General features: G+C 42.8%; 22 protein-coding genes, 1 riboswitch and 1 other annotated feature. Of the genes, 8 read left to right on the top strand and 14 right to left on the bottom strand.

Annotation, left to right across the window (positions count from 1 at the left end):
• Position 1 precedes the first annotated feature (1 nt).
• On the bottom strand, positions 2–463 hold the full coding sequence (locus tag GLV98_RS15390; RefSeq protein ID WP_160916819.1) for a DinB family protein: 462 nt from the start codon (positions 461–463) through the stop codon (positions 2–4).
• Positions 464–614: 151 nt separating this feature from the next.
• Here GLV98_RS15390 and GLV98_RS15385 point away from each other — a divergent pair, with 151 nt between their 5' ends.
• Positions 615–1,451, top strand: a complete 837-nt coding sequence (locus GLV98_RS15385) for an STAS domain-containing protein (protein ID WP_160916817.1) — start codon at positions 615–617, stop codon at positions 1,449–1,451.
• A 15-nt stretch (positions 1,452–1,466) separates the two neighbouring features.
• Here GLV98_RS15385 and GLV98_RS15380 read toward each other — a convergent pair whose 3' ends face one another.
• The gene (locus GLV98_RS15380; protein ID WP_160916815.1) at positions 1,467–2,246 is read right to left on the bottom strand and encodes a nucleotidyltransferase domain-containing protein; all 780 of its coding nucleotides are present in this window, start codon (positions 2,244–2,246) and stop codon (positions 1,467–1,469) included.
• A gap of 71 nt (positions 2,247–2,317) precedes the next feature.
• On the opposite strand from GLV98_RS15380, the gene GLV98_RS15375 reads away from it, so the two are divergent.
• Positions 2,318–3,271 carry a nuclease-related domain-containing protein gene (locus tag GLV98_RS15375; RefSeq protein ID WP_160916813.1) on the top strand — a complete coding sequence of 318 codons (954 nt, stop codon included), beginning with the start codon at positions 2,318–2,320 and terminating at the stop codon, positions 3,269–3,271.
• Between the two features lie 203 nt (positions 3,272–3,474).
• Here GLV98_RS15375 and GLV98_RS15370 read toward each other — a convergent pair whose 3' ends face one another.
• The 5 genes from GLV98_RS15370 to GLV98_RS15350 form a co-directional block, all read right to left on the bottom strand.
• Positions 3,475–4,734 (bottom strand): glutamate-5-semialdehyde dehydrogenase, encoded by a 1,260-nt coding sequence (locus tag GLV98_RS15370; protein ID WP_160916810.1) that lies wholly within the window; start codon positions 4,732–4,734, stop codon positions 3,475–3,477.
• A 20-nt stretch (positions 4,735–4,754) separates the two neighbouring features.
• Positions 4,755–5,885: a glutamate 5-kinase gene (gene proB, locus GLV98_RS15365; RefSeq protein WP_160916808.1), complete on the bottom strand. Its 1,131-nt coding sequence runs from the start codon at positions 5,883–5,885 to the stop codon at positions 4,755–4,757.
• A 39-nt stretch (positions 5,886–5,924) separates the two neighbouring features.
• Complete coding sequence (gene proC / locus GLV98_RS15360) at positions 5,925–6,767, bottom strand: pyrroline-5-carboxylate reductase (RefSeq protein ID WP_160916806.1); 843 nt, start codon at positions 6,765–6,767, stop codon at positions 5,925–5,927.
• Positions 6,768–7,082: 315 nt separating this feature from the next.
• Positions 7,083–7,412 (bottom strand): thioredoxin domain-containing protein, encoded by a 330-nt coding sequence (locus tag GLV98_RS15355; protein WP_160916804.1) that lies wholly within the window; start codon positions 7,410–7,412, stop codon positions 7,083–7,085.
• Positions 7,413–7,469: 57 nt separating this feature from the next.
• Complete coding sequence (locus GLV98_RS15350; protein ID WP_160916802.1) at positions 7,470–8,090, bottom strand: DUF421 domain-containing protein; 621 nt, start codon at positions 8,088–8,090, stop codon at positions 7,470–7,472.
• A gap of 101 nt (positions 8,091–8,191) precedes the next feature.
• Positions 8,192–8,405: a binding site (T-box leader), on the top strand.
• A 39-nt stretch (positions 8,406–8,444) separates the two neighbouring features.
• On the opposite strand from GLV98_RS15350, the gene argS reads away from it, so the two are divergent.
• Positions 8,445–10,127 carry an arginine--tRNA ligase gene (argS, locus tag GLV98_RS15345; RefSeq protein ID WP_160916800.1) on the top strand — a complete coding sequence of 561 codons (1,683 nt, stop codon included), beginning with the start codon at positions 8,445–8,447 and terminating at the stop codon, positions 10,125–10,127.
• Positions 10,128–10,199: 72 nt separating this feature from the next.
• Positions 10,200–10,430 carry a hypothetical protein gene (locus GLV98_RS15340; protein ID WP_160916798.1) on the top strand — a complete coding sequence of 77 codons (231 nt, stop codon included), beginning with the start codon at positions 10,200–10,202 and terminating at the stop codon, positions 10,428–10,430.
• A 42-nt stretch (positions 10,431–10,472) separates the two neighbouring features.
• Here GLV98_RS15340 and GLV98_RS15335 read toward each other — a convergent pair whose 3' ends face one another.
• Entirely contained in the window at positions 10,473–10,991 is a 519-nt protein-coding gene (locus GLV98_RS15335; protein ID WP_160916795.1) for an AAA family ATPase, read from the bottom strand.
• A 554-nt stretch (positions 10,992–11,545) separates the two neighbouring features.
• On the opposite strand from GLV98_RS15335, the gene GLV98_RS15330 reads away from it, so the two are divergent.
• Positions 11,546–12,028 (top strand): ribonuclease H-like YkuK family protein, encoded by a 483-nt coding sequence (locus GLV98_RS15330; protein ID WP_160917122.1) that lies wholly within the window; start codon positions 11,546–11,548, stop codon positions 12,026–12,028.
• A gap of 13 nt (positions 12,029–12,041) precedes the next feature.
• Positions 12,042–12,302, top strand: a complete 261-nt coding sequence (locus GLV98_RS15325; protein ID WP_160916793.1) for a DUF4190 domain-containing protein — start codon at positions 12,042–12,044, stop codon at positions 12,300–12,302.
• A gap of 44 nt (positions 12,303–12,346) precedes the next feature.
• Here the strand turns inward: GLV98_RS15325 and GLV98_RS15320 are convergent, their stop codons facing one another.
• Together GLV98_RS15320 and eutH are read right to left on the bottom strand one after the other, a co-directional pair.
• Positions 12,347–13,000: a peroxiredoxin-like family protein gene (locus tag GLV98_RS15320; protein ID WP_160916791.1), complete on the bottom strand. Its 654-nt coding sequence runs from the start codon at positions 12,998–13,000 to the stop codon at positions 12,347–12,349.
• A gap of 23 nt (positions 13,001–13,023) precedes the next feature.
• On the bottom strand, positions 13,024–14,142 hold the full coding sequence (gene eutH, locus GLV98_RS15315; RefSeq protein WP_160916789.1) for an ethanolamine utilization protein EutH: 1,119 nt from the start codon (positions 14,140–14,142) through the stop codon (positions 13,024–13,026).
• 131 nt (positions 14,143–14,273) lie between these two features.
• Between eutH and GLV98_RS15310 the strand changes: the two genes are divergently transcribed.
• Complete coding sequence (locus GLV98_RS15310) at positions 14,274–14,681, top strand: two pore domain potassium channel family protein (RefSeq protein ID WP_160916787.1); 408 nt, start codon at positions 14,274–14,276, stop codon at positions 14,679–14,681.
• A 44-nt stretch (positions 14,682–14,725) separates the two neighbouring features.
• Here GLV98_RS15310 and msrA read toward each other — a convergent pair whose 3' ends face one another.
• The 4 genes from msrA to GLV98_RS15290 all read right to left on the bottom strand — a co-directional run bounded on the left by msrA (position 14,726) and on the right by GLV98_RS15290 (position 17,266).
• Positions 14,726–15,199 carry a peptide-methionine (S)-S-oxide reductase MsrA gene (gene msrA / locus GLV98_RS15305; RefSeq protein ID WP_160916785.1) on the bottom strand — a complete coding sequence of 158 codons (474 nt, stop codon included), beginning with the start codon at positions 15,197–15,199 and terminating at the stop codon, positions 14,726–14,728.
• A gap of 121 nt (positions 15,200–15,320) precedes the next feature.
• Positions 15,321–15,442, bottom strand: a riboswitch (SAM riboswitch).
• A gap of 169 nt (positions 15,443–15,611) precedes the next feature.
• Entirely contained in the window at positions 15,612–16,304 is a 693-nt protein-coding gene (locus GLV98_RS15300) for an AIM24 family protein (protein ID WP_115824281.1), read from the bottom strand.
• Positions 16,305–16,478: 174 nt separating this feature from the next.
• Positions 16,479–17,135 (bottom strand): prolyl oligopeptidase family serine peptidase, encoded by a 657-nt coding sequence (locus GLV98_RS15295; protein ID WP_160917121.1) that lies wholly within the window; start codon positions 17,133–17,135, stop codon positions 16,479–16,481.
• The gene (locus GLV98_RS15290) at positions 17,093–17,266 is read right to left on the bottom strand and encodes an acetylxylan esterase (RefSeq protein ID WP_160916783.1); all 174 of its coding nucleotides are present in this window, start codon (positions 17,264–17,266) and stop codon (positions 17,093–17,095) included. Before GLV98_RS15290 ends, GLV98_RS15295 begins: the two co-directional genes overlap by 43 nt.
• Positions 17,267–17,533: 267 nt before the next feature.
• Between GLV98_RS15290 and GLV98_RS15285 the strand changes: the two genes are divergently transcribed.
• Complete coding sequence (locus GLV98_RS15285; RefSeq protein WP_160916781.1) at positions 17,534–18,022, top strand: DinB family protein; 489 nt, start codon at positions 17,534–17,536, stop codon at positions 18,020–18,022.
• Positions 18,023–18,174: the final 152 nt, after the last annotated feature.

Here is an 18,174-nt window from a genome sequence, read left to right as displayed (position 1 = left end):
ATTAACCTTTCACTACTGGATTTATCCCCCACCAACCGTTTCTTTTTCGAATCGAAACAATTTGACCGATATGATAAGCATTATGCATGAATAAATTCGAAAGGGTTTCCGCCCACATCTCCAATTTTTCTTGACTGCAGAAGAGAAGCTCTTGTTTGAACATTGTCATGACCATTTGAAAGTCAGTCACACGTGTATGCCACTGTGCTTGTCCGTGGTTTTGAAACGTATCATAATGACGCGGATGCTCGGCCACTTCCTCCCCGCGGAATCGGCTTAAGTACCGTTCGTTGTAAAAATAAAGATGATGGACGATCTCCGCAATGGAATGGGCTTGATCTTGCAGCTTTTCTACCGCTTGTGGCTCTTCTAATTCTCTTACGGCATAATTGAAACAGACGAACCAGCTGTTTTCATCATGAACCGATTTCAACTGCTCTAATAAAACCTCTCTTAAAGCCATTTCACCACCTCCTCGTTTTGATATTCCCTTTTTTAACAACCTTAAGTCAAACCTATTGGAAATGAATAGTTATACCATTTATAATGAGAATAACTGATGATCCTCTCAAACTACTCAATTAGAGGCTCATGGAACAGAGAGGAGCTTGTGAATGGAATCGAATCAAGCTTTACATGATTTTCTTTTACAAAAAGCTGAAGTTTTAACAGATGAATGGTACAATTCTTTGAATCAGCATGACGTTTCAGGGGTGTATGCTGCTACAGATTCAGAAGTCATTGATCAACTAAAAGCTCAGAATTATGAATTTCACAAATATATGCGCCAGCTTTTCATTTTGGAGCGTGACGAATTTTTCAAACAAATTAACGGTTGGATTGTTAATATTGGCAGAGACCCCCAACATTTAAACACACCTACCCACGAAATCATTCGAGAATTCATGCGCGTTCGTGAGCAGTATTTAGATTTCCTGGATGATTTTATCCTTCAACAGGAAACGCCCGTGTCCCGAGACTTGGAAAATCAATGGAAACGTTTATTGATTGAAGTCTTTGATGAAATTATGTTCAAAGTCTCAGAAGAAAAATCCAATCAATTGAATAAAAAAATTGACCATCAACGTACGGTGATTAACGAATTAAGTTCTCCGCTCATTCAGTTATCTAATGAGCGGGCCCTACTCCCACTAGTTGGGAATATTGATACAGAACGGGCTTCGGCAATTCTGGAAAACACGTTGAGGAACTGCACGGAAGAGAATATCGATGTCCTCTATATTGATCTATCCGGTGTTTACCTTGTTGACACAATGGTGGCTCAACAGATTTTTCAATTGATTGATAGCTTACAATTAATTGGGGTTTCATCGACCGTTGTCGGTATTCGACCTGAAATTGCTCAGACAGCTGTACAGCTTGGAGTCGACTTCAGAAACGTCACGACAACGGCCACACTTTCCCAAGCGATGGCGGGCCAATCCTTCTAATCGATAGAACTCCCTTTATGTGGGAGTTCTATTTTTCATTTCTTCAATCATTCTCTTCAAAAAAGGAATGGTATACGTTTCATGCCCCCAACACTCTTCAAGCCACTCCATTTGTTTTTCCATCATCAAAGCCATCTGAAGCACAGCCTTTTCATGACTATCCAAAGAGATCCAGCGATACACGTTCTCCATCTCCTGTATTTGAGAGGATGGAAGAGCTAGCGGAACAGCCTTCAAACCAAGTTGCGCTCGATCTGGTGCGTATTTTTGTAAAAGAACCTTCGCTATATTCACGCCTATATCATTGGCTACCTTAACCGCCCAAAGATCATTCCCACGATCAGCCGCTTTCTTGTATTGCAGGAAAAAGAAAGCAACATCATCGACCGCATACAAAAAGTCCTTTTCAGACAAGTAGAGATTTTGATGCGCTTCATGTTTTTCCATACGTTTTTCTGGATCATAGAGAACACGGAAAAAATCTTTATGTACGAGCGTTTGTTCTGTAACTGTAAAAAGGTCGACATGCAGCAAGTTTTCATATACAGCAATGATTTGAGGAGCGATAATAAAAATATCATCATAAAAAATGATCCGTTGGTAGCTTTCGAGATGCCTTTGTCTATTTTTTAAAAAAGCGCCCTTATCTGCTTCGTCGACCAACACATACAAATCGACATCCGAATGCCCGTCTTCCTCCCCTCTCCCCATCGAACCCTTTAGAAACACAGCCTTCACAAGATTATCTTTTTTCAAACTTTTTGTGATCGTTTCAACTGCTTCTCTCTGTCTCATCCAACCCCTCCTAAAAATAAACATTACATCATCATATAATAGAATGAATTTTTTGTAAAAGAAGTTTGTCTATGTCACGAGAAAAATCTCTGGAGATACTAAAGCTTGAATCTCTACTTCATAGAATCCCCATCCACCATCCCCTCAGAGAAGAAATAGCAAATCACTTAGGCCGCTTGTCTGCTGGGCATTTTGGTGAATCATCAGCTGATCATTACATGAAGTACCTGCCCGGAAAAAGCTTACAGGACATCAGGCTTCACGATGGTGTCCGGCCTTTCCAGATCGATGCTCTCTTGCTTTTTGAGAAATGTTTAGTCATTTTGGAGGTGAAGAACTACAAAGGAGAGCTGCAGTTCGATTTTGACCACCGAAAGCTCACAAGAGCGATAGAAGAAAAAAGTGAGATCTTTCAAGATCCCTTTGTACAAGTAGAATTGCAGAAATTCCAGTTGCAACGCTGGATCGAGAGGTCCGGCTTCCCCTCCATCCCCATCCACTCTTTCATAGTCATCGCTAACCCCAATGCCTCCCTTACATTTCATGGAGAAGATCGTAATAAAAGAAAGAGAGTCCTTCTCGTTAAACAGCTTCCTACTCATCTAACAGCATTCATCGAAGGTTTTAAAGGGGAAAGCGTGTGGACTGACGATGACTTGATCGAATTCTCCGCAAAAATTGAAGCAGATTACACTCCATACGATTCAGATGTCATGAAACAATATGGCATTTCAAAAGATGAGCTCAATTGGGGAGTGCCTTGTCCCTCTTGCCGGTCACTGGGTATGATCCGCCGCCGCGATCATTGGCTTTGTGGACGGTGTGGAACGAAATCAAAGGATGCGCATTTACAATTATTAAGAGATCACCAATTGCTGATCGGAGACACGATTACAAATGCAGAATTCCGTAGAATTGCTGGAGTTAAAACAGAATATATTGCAAGAAAGCTTTTGAATGAATGCTGTAGTCCTAATTTTGGGCGTACTAGGAATAGAAAATATATCATTAAGCTGTTATTTTAGAATTCGACTTTGTTATTTGAGTATTCGACAAAGAAAGTTAAGTATTCGACAGCGCTATTTGAGAATTCGACAACGTTAATTCAGTATTCGACAGCGCTATTTGAGAATTCGACAACGTTAATTCAGTATTCGACACCCTCACCTCCCGTCCCAAGCACAAAAAAGAAGGAAAGCTCCTGAGAGCTTCCCTTCCGCTTAAAACCTTATCGGATTTGGCCGGTACCCTTCATCAAGAACTTCACTGTTGTCAGTGCAGGAAGTCCCATCGGGCCGCGGGCATGCAATTTTTGGGTGGAAATACCGATTTCGGCACCGAAGCCTAGCGCACCACCGTCTGTGAAACGTGTGGATGCATTGTGGTAAAGAGCGGCAGCGTCCACAAGTGCAAAGAATGTCTCTGCTGATTCTGCATCTTCTGTCACAATTGCTTCTGAGTGTTTCGTGCCATACGTTTCAATGTGTGCGATCGCCTCGGTTAGATCGTCTACAGCTTTTACGGCGATATCTGTGCTCAAGTATTCGTTCGCCCAATCATCTTCGTCGGCAAGGACGGAACCTGGGATAATATCCAAGATATACTCATCCCCGTGCACAGCAATATTGTTTTCTTTCAATGCAGCAATCAGTGCATCTTTATTGTCGTTCAACCACTCTTTGTGGACAACGAGTGTTTCGGCAGCGTTACATACCGCCGGGCGGTCTGTTTTTGCGTTCACGAGAATGTTGATCGCTTTTTCAACGTCTGCATGCTTATCAACATAAATGTGGCAGTTTCCCACACCTGTTTCAAGTACAGGTACCGTTGCGTTCTCAACAACGGCTTGGATCAACTTACCGCCCCCACGTGGGATGAGTACGTCGATGTGTTCTTTCATTTTGAAAAGTTCATTCGTTGCTGCACGGTCTGTAGATGCGATGAATTGTACCGCTTCTTTCGGAATCTTCGTTTCTTCAAGACCACGGTGCATCACTTCAACAATCGCCTGGTTAGAGTTGATTGCAGAAGATCCACCTTTCAGAACAATCGCATTACCAGATTTCAGCGCTAGACCAGTTGCATCAACGGTCACGTTCGGGCGTGCTTCATAAATCATACCGATGACCCCTAAAGGTACCGTTACTTTTTCAACTTGCAGACCATTTTCAAGCGTCCAATCCGTCACCACTTGACCAGTCGGATCTTCAAGTTTGGAAACATCGCGTAATCCTTGGGCAAACTCAGCTACACGCTCTTTAGAAAGGGATAGACGGTCCATAAATGCATCGGTGAAGCCTTTTTCACGACCATTCGCCAAATCTTTCTCGTTGGCCGCTAGAATCGTCTCGTATTCACGTTCCAGTACATCGGCTAAATGATTAAGCGCCTGGTTCTTCTCTTCTTCAGAAAGAATCATCAATTTTTTCGAAGCTTTCTTCGCTTCCATTGCTTGTGCTTCAACGTTCACATTTGTTGTTAGTGTCATCAAAGACCTCCTTGATTATTTTAAACACCTACGGGCAGGGCAACATCTAAGTGGCAGACAAAATCTTTACGTTCAATCGCTGCTTGTTCATATGATTCAAGTTCAGGTTCAGTCAAGCTGATCATTTCTTCCATCTCATCTGAAGAATAATTGACAACGCCTAGACCGATCTCATCTCCATCAAGGTCGTGAATACGCACAACGGCACCTTTTTCAAAACGTCCCTTTACATGGTGAACGTTCATCGGTAGAAGACTCTTCTTCATATCAACGATTGATTCTTTCGCACGATGGTCGATAATGACTTCGCCTTCTGGTCCAGAGTTGAAGGCAATCCACTGCTTCTTCTGGTCAAGGTTTTCAGAGTCAGTCGTTGTTTCGAAATACGTTCCTGTTGCATCTCCGTATACAGCATCATAAACGATGTTCGGTGTGTTTGCTTTTCCTAAGAAGGAAGAGATACCGGATGCCATGGAGATCTTGAATGCGTCAATTTTGGATTTCATGCCGCCTGTTCCAACTGCACTACCTGGATCACCAGCTGCGGCTTCAATTTCAGGGGTAATTTCGTGGACTTTATCAAGTAGTTTCGCGTCCTCGTTTTTTCTAGGATCTGCATCGTAAAGTCCGTCAATATCGGATAAAATGACCAATTGATCGGCATCGACAAGACCTGCTACTTTAGCAGAAAGAGTGTCATTATCTCCGAATTTCAAGCGATCGATTGTAATCGTGTCATTTTCATTGACGATTGGAATAATGCCGCGTTCCAGTAGGACATTAATCGTATTACGTGCATTGTTATAGCGGTCTTCATCAGAGAAATCGCTACGTGTAATGAGGATCTGAGAACCCATATAACCGTGGGATAGGAAAAGATCGGAATAAGATTCCATCAACAATCCTTGGCCAATGGATGCGGCTGCTTGCTTTTCAGGTAAAGAGCTCGGGCGCTCGAGGCAACCGAGTTTACGATAACCTGCAGCTACAGCTCCTGAGGATACGAGTAAAACTTCGTGGCCGTCGTCTTTCAGTTGGACGACTTCATCTACTAATTTTTCTAATTTACGTCGGCTGACTTCTCCGTGCATGCTGGTGAGGGAACTGCTCCCTATTTTAATTACTACCCTTTTTTTATCTTGACTCAACATATCACTCCTGTTTAACATTTTCGCATCGATTGGCTTTGTTTATTTACTGCCTACAAGTAGTCCTTCAAGTTCTTTGCTCAATTCTTTTGAACGACCGGCTGCTCCTTTGATCGCTTCAGAAATGGCGTAACCTCCACCAGCCTGATCAAGAGCGTTAAGGCCTGCGGCTGTCGTACCGTTCGGTGATGTTACATTTTCACGTAGTTCAGTCGGGCTCTCATCGCGTTCCAGCATCATTTTTGCTGCTCCAAGCAATGTTTGAGCTCCGATTTCACGAAGAGTTTCACGATCCATGCCTTCTGCACGCCCTGTTTCTTCAATGTGTTCCATCAAATAATAGAAGTAAGCGGGTCCGCTTCCTGCTATTCCTGTAAAGACGTCCATTTTATCTTCTTCAATGACGAAAACTTCACCAATGGATTTCAGTAGTTCTTTTGCAACAAGTACATTGTCCATGTCTGCAAAACGTCCTGGCGAAATGGCTGTCGCAGATTCGCGAAGCATGCTTGACGTATTCGGCATCACACGGATGACTTGCTGTCCTTCATTCAATCGTTCTTCCATATATGATGTTGTAATTCCCGCAAGTACAGAAACAAGTACTTGGTTTGCTGTCAATTTATCTTTTAAATCGGCAAGTACCGCATCAATATCTTTCGGCTTCATTGCCAAAATGAACTGATCGACTTCTGCAAAGTTCAATTCATCTTTCAATACTGTGCGTACGCCGTATTTATGATTGATTGTGTTTAAACGTTCTTGATTACTTCTATTGGTCACGATGATGTTCTCAGCTGGAATATTGCCGGATTCCACCATGCCTGAAATCATCGCTTCAGCCATAGAGCCTGCACCTAGAAAAGCAATCGTTTGTTTAATCATTTGGGTTAATCTCTCCCGTTCGCATTTTTTGTTCGCTTTGTTTAAGACGTTTTTCATCATAACATTGGGCAAATCTTATTCAAGGGGTTTTAGGCAAGTCGGGTCTATATACGCCAATTAGTTAGTGTAAACGGTTTCATGGAGAGGTATTTCCAATTCATCGCTTCTCATCGCAAATAATCTCGTCTCAGACATATATTTGCGGGTTGAATTTTCAAGAAAAGCCGGAGAAAGCAAAATTGAGCGAATTGTCAGATATTATTTCTTGGTATGCACACATAAAAAAAACCACCTGTTGAGGGGTTCAACAGATGGTCATGCTTCATTAATGAAATGATTCAGTTTGGTCAGTTGCTGGTTCAGCTCCCCAATTGGAACAAAGCGGGCTTTACGAAATAGCTCTTTCCCTTCAGAGTAGATCAAAACAGCAGGAACCGTCATGACTGAAAACTCTCCGGCCACTTGTGGAACTTCATCAGCGTTCACATGCCTAGCCTCAATTTTTGGATATTCCTTCAACAAGTTTTCCACTTGCGGAAGCAACCCATGGCAGACCGAACATCCCGGCCTTGAAACATAAACAATGGAAAGCGGATGTTCGTGAACAAATGTATTGAGTTCTTCAATGGTGTGTATGGATTCCACTTTTCTCACCTCAGCTCCATTATATCAAGGAATAGATCAAAATGCCTGCACGGAGACCTAATTTAAACGATCCGGATGAACCTGTTGATGCTGCTTCGTTTCTACTTCCTTAAATAGATTTTCAGCAGGTGGTGGCGTTGTCGGTGTCTGGGTTGCCTGATTCGGATTTAACATCTGTTTTAATGAAAGAATTTGTTGATATAAATCATCAATATCCTTCTTAGTCGCTGGCTTTTTATGTTCTTTCAGCTCATATCCGACCTGACCATTCGGTTCCAAGGTTGCCGAATTCAAGTCATCTATGGATGTGACGTTGCTTTGTCTTAACTTCATTTCTAACTGGTCGACAGTAAAACGCAGTTTCTTTATATTCTTTTCGTTCAATTGTCCATTTTCAATAATGGACACGGATCTCCCCGTAAGGAAACGCTCCATAAAATCGAACTTTACCTGAGTGAATTCCATAACCATTAGTGTAAGAACAAGAACTCCTCCCACACCAAATGTTACCCAGATATTTTTTCCCGCCACAGGTTGAATCAATAAGGAACCAATGGCAATCATAATGACCGTCTGTGATAAAGTCATTTGCGAAATGGACTTTCTACCAGCAATACGCAGAATGATCGTACCTACGATAATGATAAGGACAGCTTTCCAAATCCAATCCCAATCCATCTTAAATCACCTCTTTCCGTATGTTCACCTAAATGAAAAAAGATATTCGCTAGGAAAGGATTGCAAAAGGGAAAGCTTTCCGCTATAATCTTTTCAAATATAGAAATTCTAGGAAAAAGAGAGTAGCTACCAGAAACAGAGCAGCGACTCAGGGATGGTGGAAGCCTGAGCAGGATTTCAGTAGTGAAACGGACTTTTGAGAAGCTTTCCTGAACGATGAAGTAGGGATAAGCCGGGGACGCCCCCGTTAACAACATCGAGTGGCTATAAGATAGCTATAAGAGTGGTACCGCGAGCACAGACCTCGTCTCTTTTTTAGAGACGGGGTTTTTTATATTTATGGAGGTGTCGTTCATGGAAAAACAAATTCTTGCCCTGCAAGTCGCCCATATCCTTGGGGAAGAGTATCGACGAGAATGGGTGCAACAACAAATTGAGACGCCCAAGCAGTCCAACCACGGAGACCTGGCTTTTCCTTGCTTTCCGTTGGCAAAGTCGTTGAAAAAAAGCCCGCATCGAATTGCTGAGGAGATTGCTGCTCATTTAAAACATCCAATATTTAAAGAAGTGCAAACCCTAGGCGGCTACATCAATATTTTTCTTGACCAGGGGTTCGTCGCTGAACACGCATTGAATCAATTTTTCCAAGACCCAGAAGCCTACGGGACGCACGAATTTGGAAAAGGAAAGACTGTCGTCCTTGATATGTCAGCGCCGAATATTGCCAAACCTTTTTCCATGGGACATTTAAGATCCACGGTAATTGGCAACGCTCTTTCCAACCTTGCTCAAACATGTGGATATGAAACGGTGAAGATCAATTACATCGGAGACTACGGCACACAGTTCGGAAAACTGTTAGCCGCTTACCTTAAATGGGGCGAGGAAGAAAGCCTGAGACAAAATCCGATTCAAGAATTGACGCGCGTGTATGTGAAATTCCACCACGCTTCGAAAGACAATCCATCTTTGATTGAAGAAGGAAGAGAATGGTTTAAAAAATTGGAGGATAACGATGAAGAGGCCGTTGCCTTATGGAAATGGTTCAAAGCCGTATCTCTCGAAGAGTTTGAAAAGATTTATAAACTCTTAGGCATCACCTTCGACTCGACCCGCGGCGAAGCCTACTACAACGACAAAATGACTGCAACCATCAACATGTTGCAGGAAAATGGATTGTTGGAAAAATCGGATGGCGCACAAGTCGTTCGCCTCGATGAAGAAGAGTTACCTCCTTGCCTGATTCGAAAAAGTAATGGCACGACCATCTATGCCACGAGAGATTTAACAGCTGCGATCGATCGCAAACAAATGTATGACTTTGATGAAGCGCTCTATGTGGTCGGCCATGAGCAAACGCTTCATTTCCAGCAGATTAAGCATGTTTTGAAAAAAGCAGAGTTTTCCTGGGCGGATCAATTAAAACATGTCTCCTTTGGAATGATGCTTCAAGACGGCAAAAAAATGTCCACTCGCCAGGGAAAGACCGTTTTACTCGAACAAGCGCTGCAAGAGGCCATTTCACAGGCTGCCAAAAATATAAAAGAAAAGAACCCTGAATTGAAGGACGCTCAAAAAGTGGCGGAACAAGTCGGGGTAGGTGCTGTCATCTTTCACGACCTTAAACACGACCGTCGCAATGATGTGGAATTTTCTTTGGAGGATATGCTCACCTTTGAAGGCCATACGGCTCCATACCTGCAATACACCTATGCACGTACCGTCTCCTTACTGGAAAAAGGGAACTTTGATTACAATAATCCTGTCACAGACGTTCAAACAGAATCGGCTTGGGGTCTGATTAAAACCATCCGCCTTTTCCCAGAAGTGATTGAAAAGGCATATAAAGCGTACGACCCATCCAAACTTGCGAGACACCTGTTAGATGTTGCACGTCACTTCAATAAATTTTACGCCCATACAAAAGTAGTGGGAAGTGAGGAGGAACAAGCGCTCCTCTCATTGATCTACGCCGTTAACTACCAATTAAAAGAAGGTTTGTCCATCCTCGGGATTCAGGCACCTGAAAATATGTAGCATAGAGAACTTTAGCACTTCCCCCTTACTTCTATTATAATAGAAGTAACAAAAGGGAGAGGAGCGCATCCTATGTACCCGATATATTACGGACTTGCAATCATTGCTTCGGTAGCTGCATTGATAGGCACAATCGTTATAGCAAAAAACGTAAACAAACCCGAAAACACATCTTCACCCGAAGATGACGCCAAACAGTTGAAAAGCGCAGGGAATGACACGGGAAGCATCCCGTTACTAACGACCATTTACGCCATCACGTTTGTCATTACAGCCATTCTTATGTGGATCTTTATTTTTTAAGCGTTTAGGGAGAAAAGGTGCGCCTTTTCTCCTTTTTTGTTTTCACAATGAAGACTTCACAATAAAATCAGCTTGTCTTTCAGGATCGACCGTTGCTATGTAGTAATCTTCCGCTTTCCAGTACCTCTCTTTGAACTTATCGATTTTCTTTCTCGTTTCCTCCCTTTCTCTTAAAAACCTTTCTTCTCTTGGACACTGGACATAGGCAACAAGATCAAAAAAACTCCGCCATTCTTCCCTTTGTAAAAATACACCTTCCACAATGACTAATCTACTCTCTTTTACTATTGCTTTAAATAAGTCCTCCTTTAATGCTTTGATATCCCATTGCAGAAAATAATATTCGTACCAAGGTTCATATCCTGTATGGTATCTCTTTTCTCTTTCCACAACATAATCATCGATATGATACGTCACCACAGGAATAGACATTTTATGTAGTTTCTTCTTTATTTTCTCCGTAAGCGTCGTTTTCCCAGAACGACTCAAACCATCGATTCCTAATACGAATCTTTCTCCCTCATTTAATGAAGGAATTCTTCGAAGGATCTGCTCAACCACCCTCTCCCCCTCCTTTCGCTAATTTTTTTATTTAAGAATATGACTGGATTGTGGAAGACTCAATTTCGAGACACTCATAAGGTAAAGGGGTGGAGGGAAACAGAAACGGTGAGACTCCTATGGGAAGTGTGGGACAGATGAGCCCCCGGAAGGCGTAGCCTGAGGAGGCTCAGCGCCCGCCCCATGGAAAGCGAACGGTTTCCCGGAGCCCCTATACACACTCAAACATCTCGAAACTGAGTCTTCCACAAATGGGAGCTTTTACTGAACTCTTAGTTCCGGAACTTCTGTGTAATACTCCTTCTCGATTTGCGGTATTGATTCCTTTGCCACAAGGGGAAGGAAAACTTTTTTTCAATGAAAATGCACATAAATTTTTCAACACTGACACATACTCTCGATAAATTCATGTTATCTTTCGAGTAGGTCTATGAATATCTTAATAAAAGAATGGTCACTAGCTCATTGACGTACAATCCCTTTCTTTTGAAAAATTTAAGGAGTTGGCTACTGTGAACCAATCCCATGTGTTTCAAAACCTTACCCATAAAAAAATGAAGTTCGAAGAAGTGTTTTCTCATATTTTAACGTTTATAAAAAGTGATCCGATCGGGGATTACAAGCTCATGATGGGTACCGATTCCCAAGTTCACCCTTCCCACACCCTGTTCATTACCGGTATTGTCATCCAGCGAGTTGGAAAAGGAGCCTGGGCCTGTTTCCGTAAAGAAGTGGTGCAAAGAGAAATGACGACACTACATGAACGTATTTCCTACGAGACATCCTTAACGGAACAAGTCGCTTCCTTGTTTACCGAAGAAAAGAAGAATGACCTCATCGAAGTTGTCCTCCCCTATATTTATAAAGGAGCAACGTTCACCATCGAAGGACATATTGATATCGGGAGTGGAGATCGAAACAGGACAAGAGTCTATGTAAATGAAATGATGGCCAGAATCGAATCGCTTGGAATGGAAGCGAAGATTAAGCCGGATTCCATTGTTGCAAGCAGTTACGCCAATCGATATACCAAGTAGCAGGCGGTGATTGTTGATGTATCAAAAGGCCGTTACATCTTGCGTTTTGGGAATCATGTCCATTTTCCTTCCTTTTATCGGAATCATACTTGGATGGGTCGGGTTTCTTTTTGCAAATAAAGCTCTCAATGAACTTACCACCGATGCGTCGGGATTCCGTTTTGCTTTAGCAGGGAAAGTCTGCAGCATCCTCGGTCTTTGCCTTCAAAGTTGTATCGTTATTTTCATCCTTGCTTCCTATTTCTTTTTTATGAACCTGCATCTCTTTATGTAAAATAAATAACAAAGCGCCCCCTATATCCAGAGGACGCTTTGTTGTTATGCGTTTATTCTTTTCAATTCTCCAAGAACGTCAGATGGTTCGGCTCGATCTTTGTAGTCCGCTTTCGTATAGTCATACATAATCGTCCCATCGGTATCGATGATATAAGTCGCAGATACTGGCAGGGTCCACGTTTCGTCGCCGTTATGCTTGTCCACATGCAGCCCTTTGTCTTTGTACACATCGACGAGATAATCCGGCAATTGGTACACCAAATTGTATTGATTGGCCACTTCATTTCCCACGTCGCTCAGCACATGATAGTTCAGTTCATTTTTCTCCTGTGTTGTCAATGACTGATCAGGAGTTTGTGGGCTGATCGCAATCAATTCAGCTCCTTCCCCGTGAATCTCTTCAAGGATTTGCTGATAAGCTCTCAGTTCCATGTTGCAATAAGGGCACCATCCTCCGCGGTAAAAAGTAAGGACGACTGGTCCACTTTTCAATTGTTCATAAAGCTCAACCGTTTTCCCCTTCGCGTCAGGCAAGTTGAAGTTTGGCGCTTTCTCTCCTGTAGACAAACCTTCTCCCTCATTCGAAGTTTCAAGTTCATCAATCGCTTTCTTCATTTTTTCTTGTATCTCATCAGGAGTTGCTTTCTTGAATTTTTCAATGTAATCGTTATAATGCTTTCTCATTTCTGTCTTCATGAAAAAACTCCTTTCCTGTGGATTCACTTTTCATTATATAGAGGGGCGGCACTCGAGGAAACTGATTTGCTCCCTCTCGTCATCCATAAGGCAAGACCGACGGCTAATAACCCAGCTGTTAATTTACCGATAAGTACTGGAAAAATCATGTCCTTTTCTACACTCGCCACGAAGGCAAAATGGCTGCCGATGACGAACGCTCCACTCACGGCAAACGCAGCATTGACCGTTTTCCCTCGCTCATCCATATCTTTCATCGTTGCTAACATAGGTAAATGGTGCGCCGTGGAGGCGATCACCCCTGTTAAAGATGTAGAATTCATGCCTACCTTTTCACTCAGTTGTCCGAAATATTTCTCTCCCCGCTGGTTGATGAAAGCAACAAGAGGGTAAGCACCCGCTAATGTGACGGTAATCCTTCCAACGATGACCACCCCTTCAGATAAAGGAGCCATACCCGGTAGAACGACGAACCCTGTCAATGTTTCGATAATAATGAGCGCAAGACCTGTAATAATGAGGAGTTCAATGGTTTTTCCGAAATAAGAAAATAACCGGATCGTTATGTTCGTGAACAACCACAATCCCGCTCCAATACAGGCGGAAAGCAAAATAGCCGGCGTCAAGTTCCGCAACATCCATACCGTTTCATAGCCTGCCAGTGCACCACCAACAAAGCATCCGATCGGAACCGTAACTAAACCAGCTAAAATTCCTTTTGAAAAGAAAGGGCGATCCTCTTTTTTTACAATCGTAAGCGCAACAGGGATTGTAAAAACAAGCGTCGGACCCATCATCGTACCGAGGAGTGCCCAGGAAAAAGTCGCCGCTTCTTCCTCCATGGCAAGAGATTCCGCCAAAGGATAGGCTCCCATATCAATCGCAAGCATCATGGATGCAAACATCGACGGATCGGCCCCGAACCATAGAAACAAAGGGCGGATGACAGGCGCAAGCCACTGGGACAGTACGGGGGCGAGGGATATAATCCCAACCATCGACAGAGCTAGCGGCCCCATCATCATAAACGCTTCGTAAAAACGCCGTCCGAGAGATAGGCGGTGATGAAGCACATAATAATCAAGTGCACCCAAAACCATAAAGATGCACATCACAATTAAGATCGCGTCATTAACCCACAAAAGCCCAGCTCCTTTCTATATTTTTTTGATTTATGTTTACGGTAACTTTTACACAGGGTAGGAGTTCTTCTATAACGGCTTGTCGTTATGTGGCATAGCCTTTCCATATTTATAAAAAAGGAGAAGAAAAAATGGTACAAGCTCTGTTCGTCGTTGCGCTCATTTTCATTGCAGCGAATCTCGTGTACTTTTTCAAGAATAAAACATACAGAAAAAGCTACTTTAGCACGGCACTTTTCTTTCAATTATTTTTTGTAATGACAGGTATTTTAATAGGATTTACACTCTTCTACTATTTGCTGTCTCTAGATGGAGTCATTCTAGTTACTAGTTTATCATCCCGGGACCCTGTCGACCCAACCTTTTTGGACTTGCTCTACTTCAGTGGGGAAACGTTGTTGAGCGTAGGTTATGGTGACATGCTCCCTGTTGGGATGGCCCGCTTTTTTGCCTTGCTTGAATCAGGCATCGGCATCCTTCTCCCTACGGCTTATTTCTTGAAAGCCATGGATGCCTCCAGGCAAAAAGAAGATGGATAAGGTTTACCTATATAAAAAGGACCCTAGTGAAAGGGTCCTTTTTATTATCCAATGGAGCATGCGGCAGAGCCATGCTTTTGTAAATATTTCTGGTGATGCTCTTCCGCTTCATAAAATGTTGTCGCTTCTTCTACTTCTGTAACGATTGGGCGTTTGAAAATCCCTTTACCTTCCCATTCTTTGATTTTTTCTTCAGCAATGTATTTCTGGCTTGCATCCGAATAAAAAATGACCGAACGGTATTGGTGACCAACGTCGATTCCCTGCTTGTTGCGGGAAGTCGGATCGTGAGCTTCAAAGAAAATATTCACAAGTTCTGCATAGGTGATGACGGTTGGATCGTAGTTCACTTTCACAGATTCCGCGTGTCCACTCTCACCTGCTTTGACTTGTTCGTAAGTCGGGTTCTCCAGGTGGCCGCCAATATAACCGACCTTTGTTCCTGTCACCCCTTCAAATTTTTCAAAAAACGCTTCTACTCCCCAAAAACATCCTGCACCGAAAATAGCTGTTGCCATTTAACATCTTTCCTTTCCCTTAACGCAACTTCTATCGAGAGCCTTGACGGTTATGGTGCTTACACGAAAAGACCCCTTTTCTTATCCAGTAAGAAAAGGGGTCGCTAATATCCGCACGATCCTCTCATCTCTTAGAATGTTGATACATTCTACAGGAATTGGCACCGTTCTCGTCAATCCGTAGATTGATTCGATGGTTGCCGGGCATCAAAGGGCCAGTCCCTCCGCCTCTCTGGATAAGAAGTTTCCGTTATTTATTTTTTGTTAGTACCCATAGTACTACGTTTTTGTAACGAAGTAAAGGATAACAGATTAAAAATTTCTACATAAATGCACATCGAGTTTTTCTTTGATGTCATTATATTCAGAGCTTAACATGTTCATGCCTGTCTGTAAAAAAATCCGCTTCAGCTCAGCTCTGCCCTGTCGTGTAGACTTCCTCGAACGGCTGAACAATGACGAATCCATCTCCTTCAAACTCCATTTGAATAGACTCCCCGCTTCCACGTCCAATCAACGTTTTAAAACTGATGTCTGTTCTGAAATTCGGCTCCAAGTGCCCGGACCAAGCCACAGTAGCATGCGGGTCAGTAATCACAGGTTCTCCTGGACGAACGAGCAGCGTCAATGGTTCATAGTGCGAAGTAATCGCGACGCGTCCACTGCCGCTGAGGGTTACATTGAACAACCCTCCAGAAACCATCCCGGCTACTTTTTTCATAAGTTTGATATCCCAATCAATGCTTGGTTCAAAGGCAAGAAGATCGTTGCCATTCACCGTGATGGTTTCATTATCCAGGTCAAAAATAGTAATCTTCTTACCTTGATCGGCAAGGTAAAGGCGCCCACGGCCTGTGGCCTTCATGAGAGAACTTCCTTCGCCGGTCATCGCTTTTTTAAATAAACGACCGACGCCATGCTCAAGGATGCCCTCTCTCTCAAATTTGATGTTTCCATTATAGGAAATCATAGCGCCTGCTTTGGCCCATACTTGATCAAGAAGGTTCACCTCAAGAATTCTCGGGGTCTCCAGCTCAAAATAATCATTTTCTGATTCATCCTGCTTTGTTTTTCTAATAAATTCATCAATGGAGTAGTCGCTCATCGTCTGTTCCTCCTTATCGTATTCTATGGTTATTTATGCTTTCTCATTGCTTCTATACCACAGGGGATCAAAATCGAGTCCTAAAGTTTTTGTATCTTATTGGCTATGATGTAACGGGGTTTAGAAATTCCCTATTTTATATACCCGGATAAATCCCTCCTTTAAATTGGCATTTTATTTCTCTAGATGCTTTTCAAACCAATCCAAAACTTCAGGCGCATACTTTTTGAAATGGAGCCTCAGGCCATGATCCCCGTTTTCATATTCAACATACCGGTGGAGATCATGCTCACCTCCCATCAAGTTTGCGAACATTCGCGCCTGTTCAACCGGGACTGTCCGATCTCTTTCTCCGTGAAGCATTAATGTTGGTACATCTATGTCCTGCACCCAATGGATTGGAGCAAGCTCACGATACCAACTTTGGTCGCCCCCTGGCTCTCCCATCAACTGTTCGATTTGTTGCTGAACAGGTTCCGGTTGTGTTAAATACAGCTGCTTTAAGTCAGGAATGCCTCCAATGACCGCGACAGCATCGACCTCCATGTCTTGTTTAACGGCAAGCAAACTCATCCACCCGCCCCGGGAATAACCGAGCATGACTGTTCGCTCTTCATCGACATGGTCAAGCTCTGTCCCAACCTTCTTTAAATCCAGAACATCTCGGACAAAGTCTTCCCGATCGTTGGGTTCAAACTTTTCTTCTGCATTTTCCCTGTAGTGGGACGCCAGTACAACATACCCTTGCTTCGCCCAATAAGATAGGTTTTTAAGTTCTTGTGCATCGGTTAACGGACTTTCCCCACCCCTCCACGATTGTGAATAAGTAATGGAAGATTCCCTTCCACTTCATCCGGTTCAATCCAGAGACCGGGAATTTCAGTTCCGTTGCTATCGTATGTAATGGAATATCCTGTAACACCTGGTACACCAATTTCTACCTCTTCCTTGCTCTGCAGCACGGTTTCTTCTCTAGCATCGACAAAGAATACCACGGCTCAGATAAAACAAAGGAAAACTAAGAAAGCCCCCAGCAGCTTCTTCACCTTATCCCCCCTCTCAAATAATTGGAATAATCTGTATGACCTGGTCATGAAATATTTTCCTTCTCTTGTCTTTACATACGGGAGGGCTTTTGAAAGGTTTCATTTTTGGAGGGGCTCGGGAAAGAACTTTCTACAGGAGTTGTGATAGACTCTATGTAACTTCACTTGAAAGGGAGAATCTGTATGTATGGCTTAGATGAAAAAAGAAAGGAACTGCTCGATTTTGTTGAAGAAGTTTCAGATCAAGAAGCATCCGTTAAGCCTGAAGAAGATCGTTGGTCCATCCTTGAAGTTTTAGAGCACCTCTACTTAATGGAACAATTAATCGTTTATCAGATTAACCAGGCCCTCAAGCAAGGAGACACCCAACAAGCAACAGAAAAACCGATTCATAAAACGACCAACCGCGATTATAAAGTCGAGGCACCAGAGGCCGTTCGCCCAAAAGGGGAATTCAAGACATTAGAGGAAGCAAAAGAAGGTTTGAAAAAAACACGCGAAGCGACATTATTCCTTATTCACAATAAGGAAGAGGAAACATTACAAAACCGTGTATTCCCTCACCCCTCTTTCGGAGATATGCACTTGGAACAATGGGTAGAGTTTATCGGTTGGCACGAACTACGCCACCTGGATCAAATGAAAGAAGTAAAAGCTCACATTCACTCATAAAAAAAACAACCCCCTGAGTCAATTTTAGAGTGACCTAATAAAATGAGACTTAATAAAACACCTTCAAAGTTGTAATACTACTTACACTTGGAGGTGTTTTTCTTATGGGTAAAAAAGTTCATTATCCTGAAGAAGTTAAGAAGAAAGTTGTT

Origin of the sequence: Halobacillus litoralis (assembly GCF_009856415.1) — a bacterium.
Lineage (GTDB): Bacteria > Bacillota > Bacilli > Bacillales > Halobacillaceae > Halobacillus > Halobacillus litoralis_C.
This window is presented reverse-complemented; position numbering and strand designations above follow the sequence as displayed.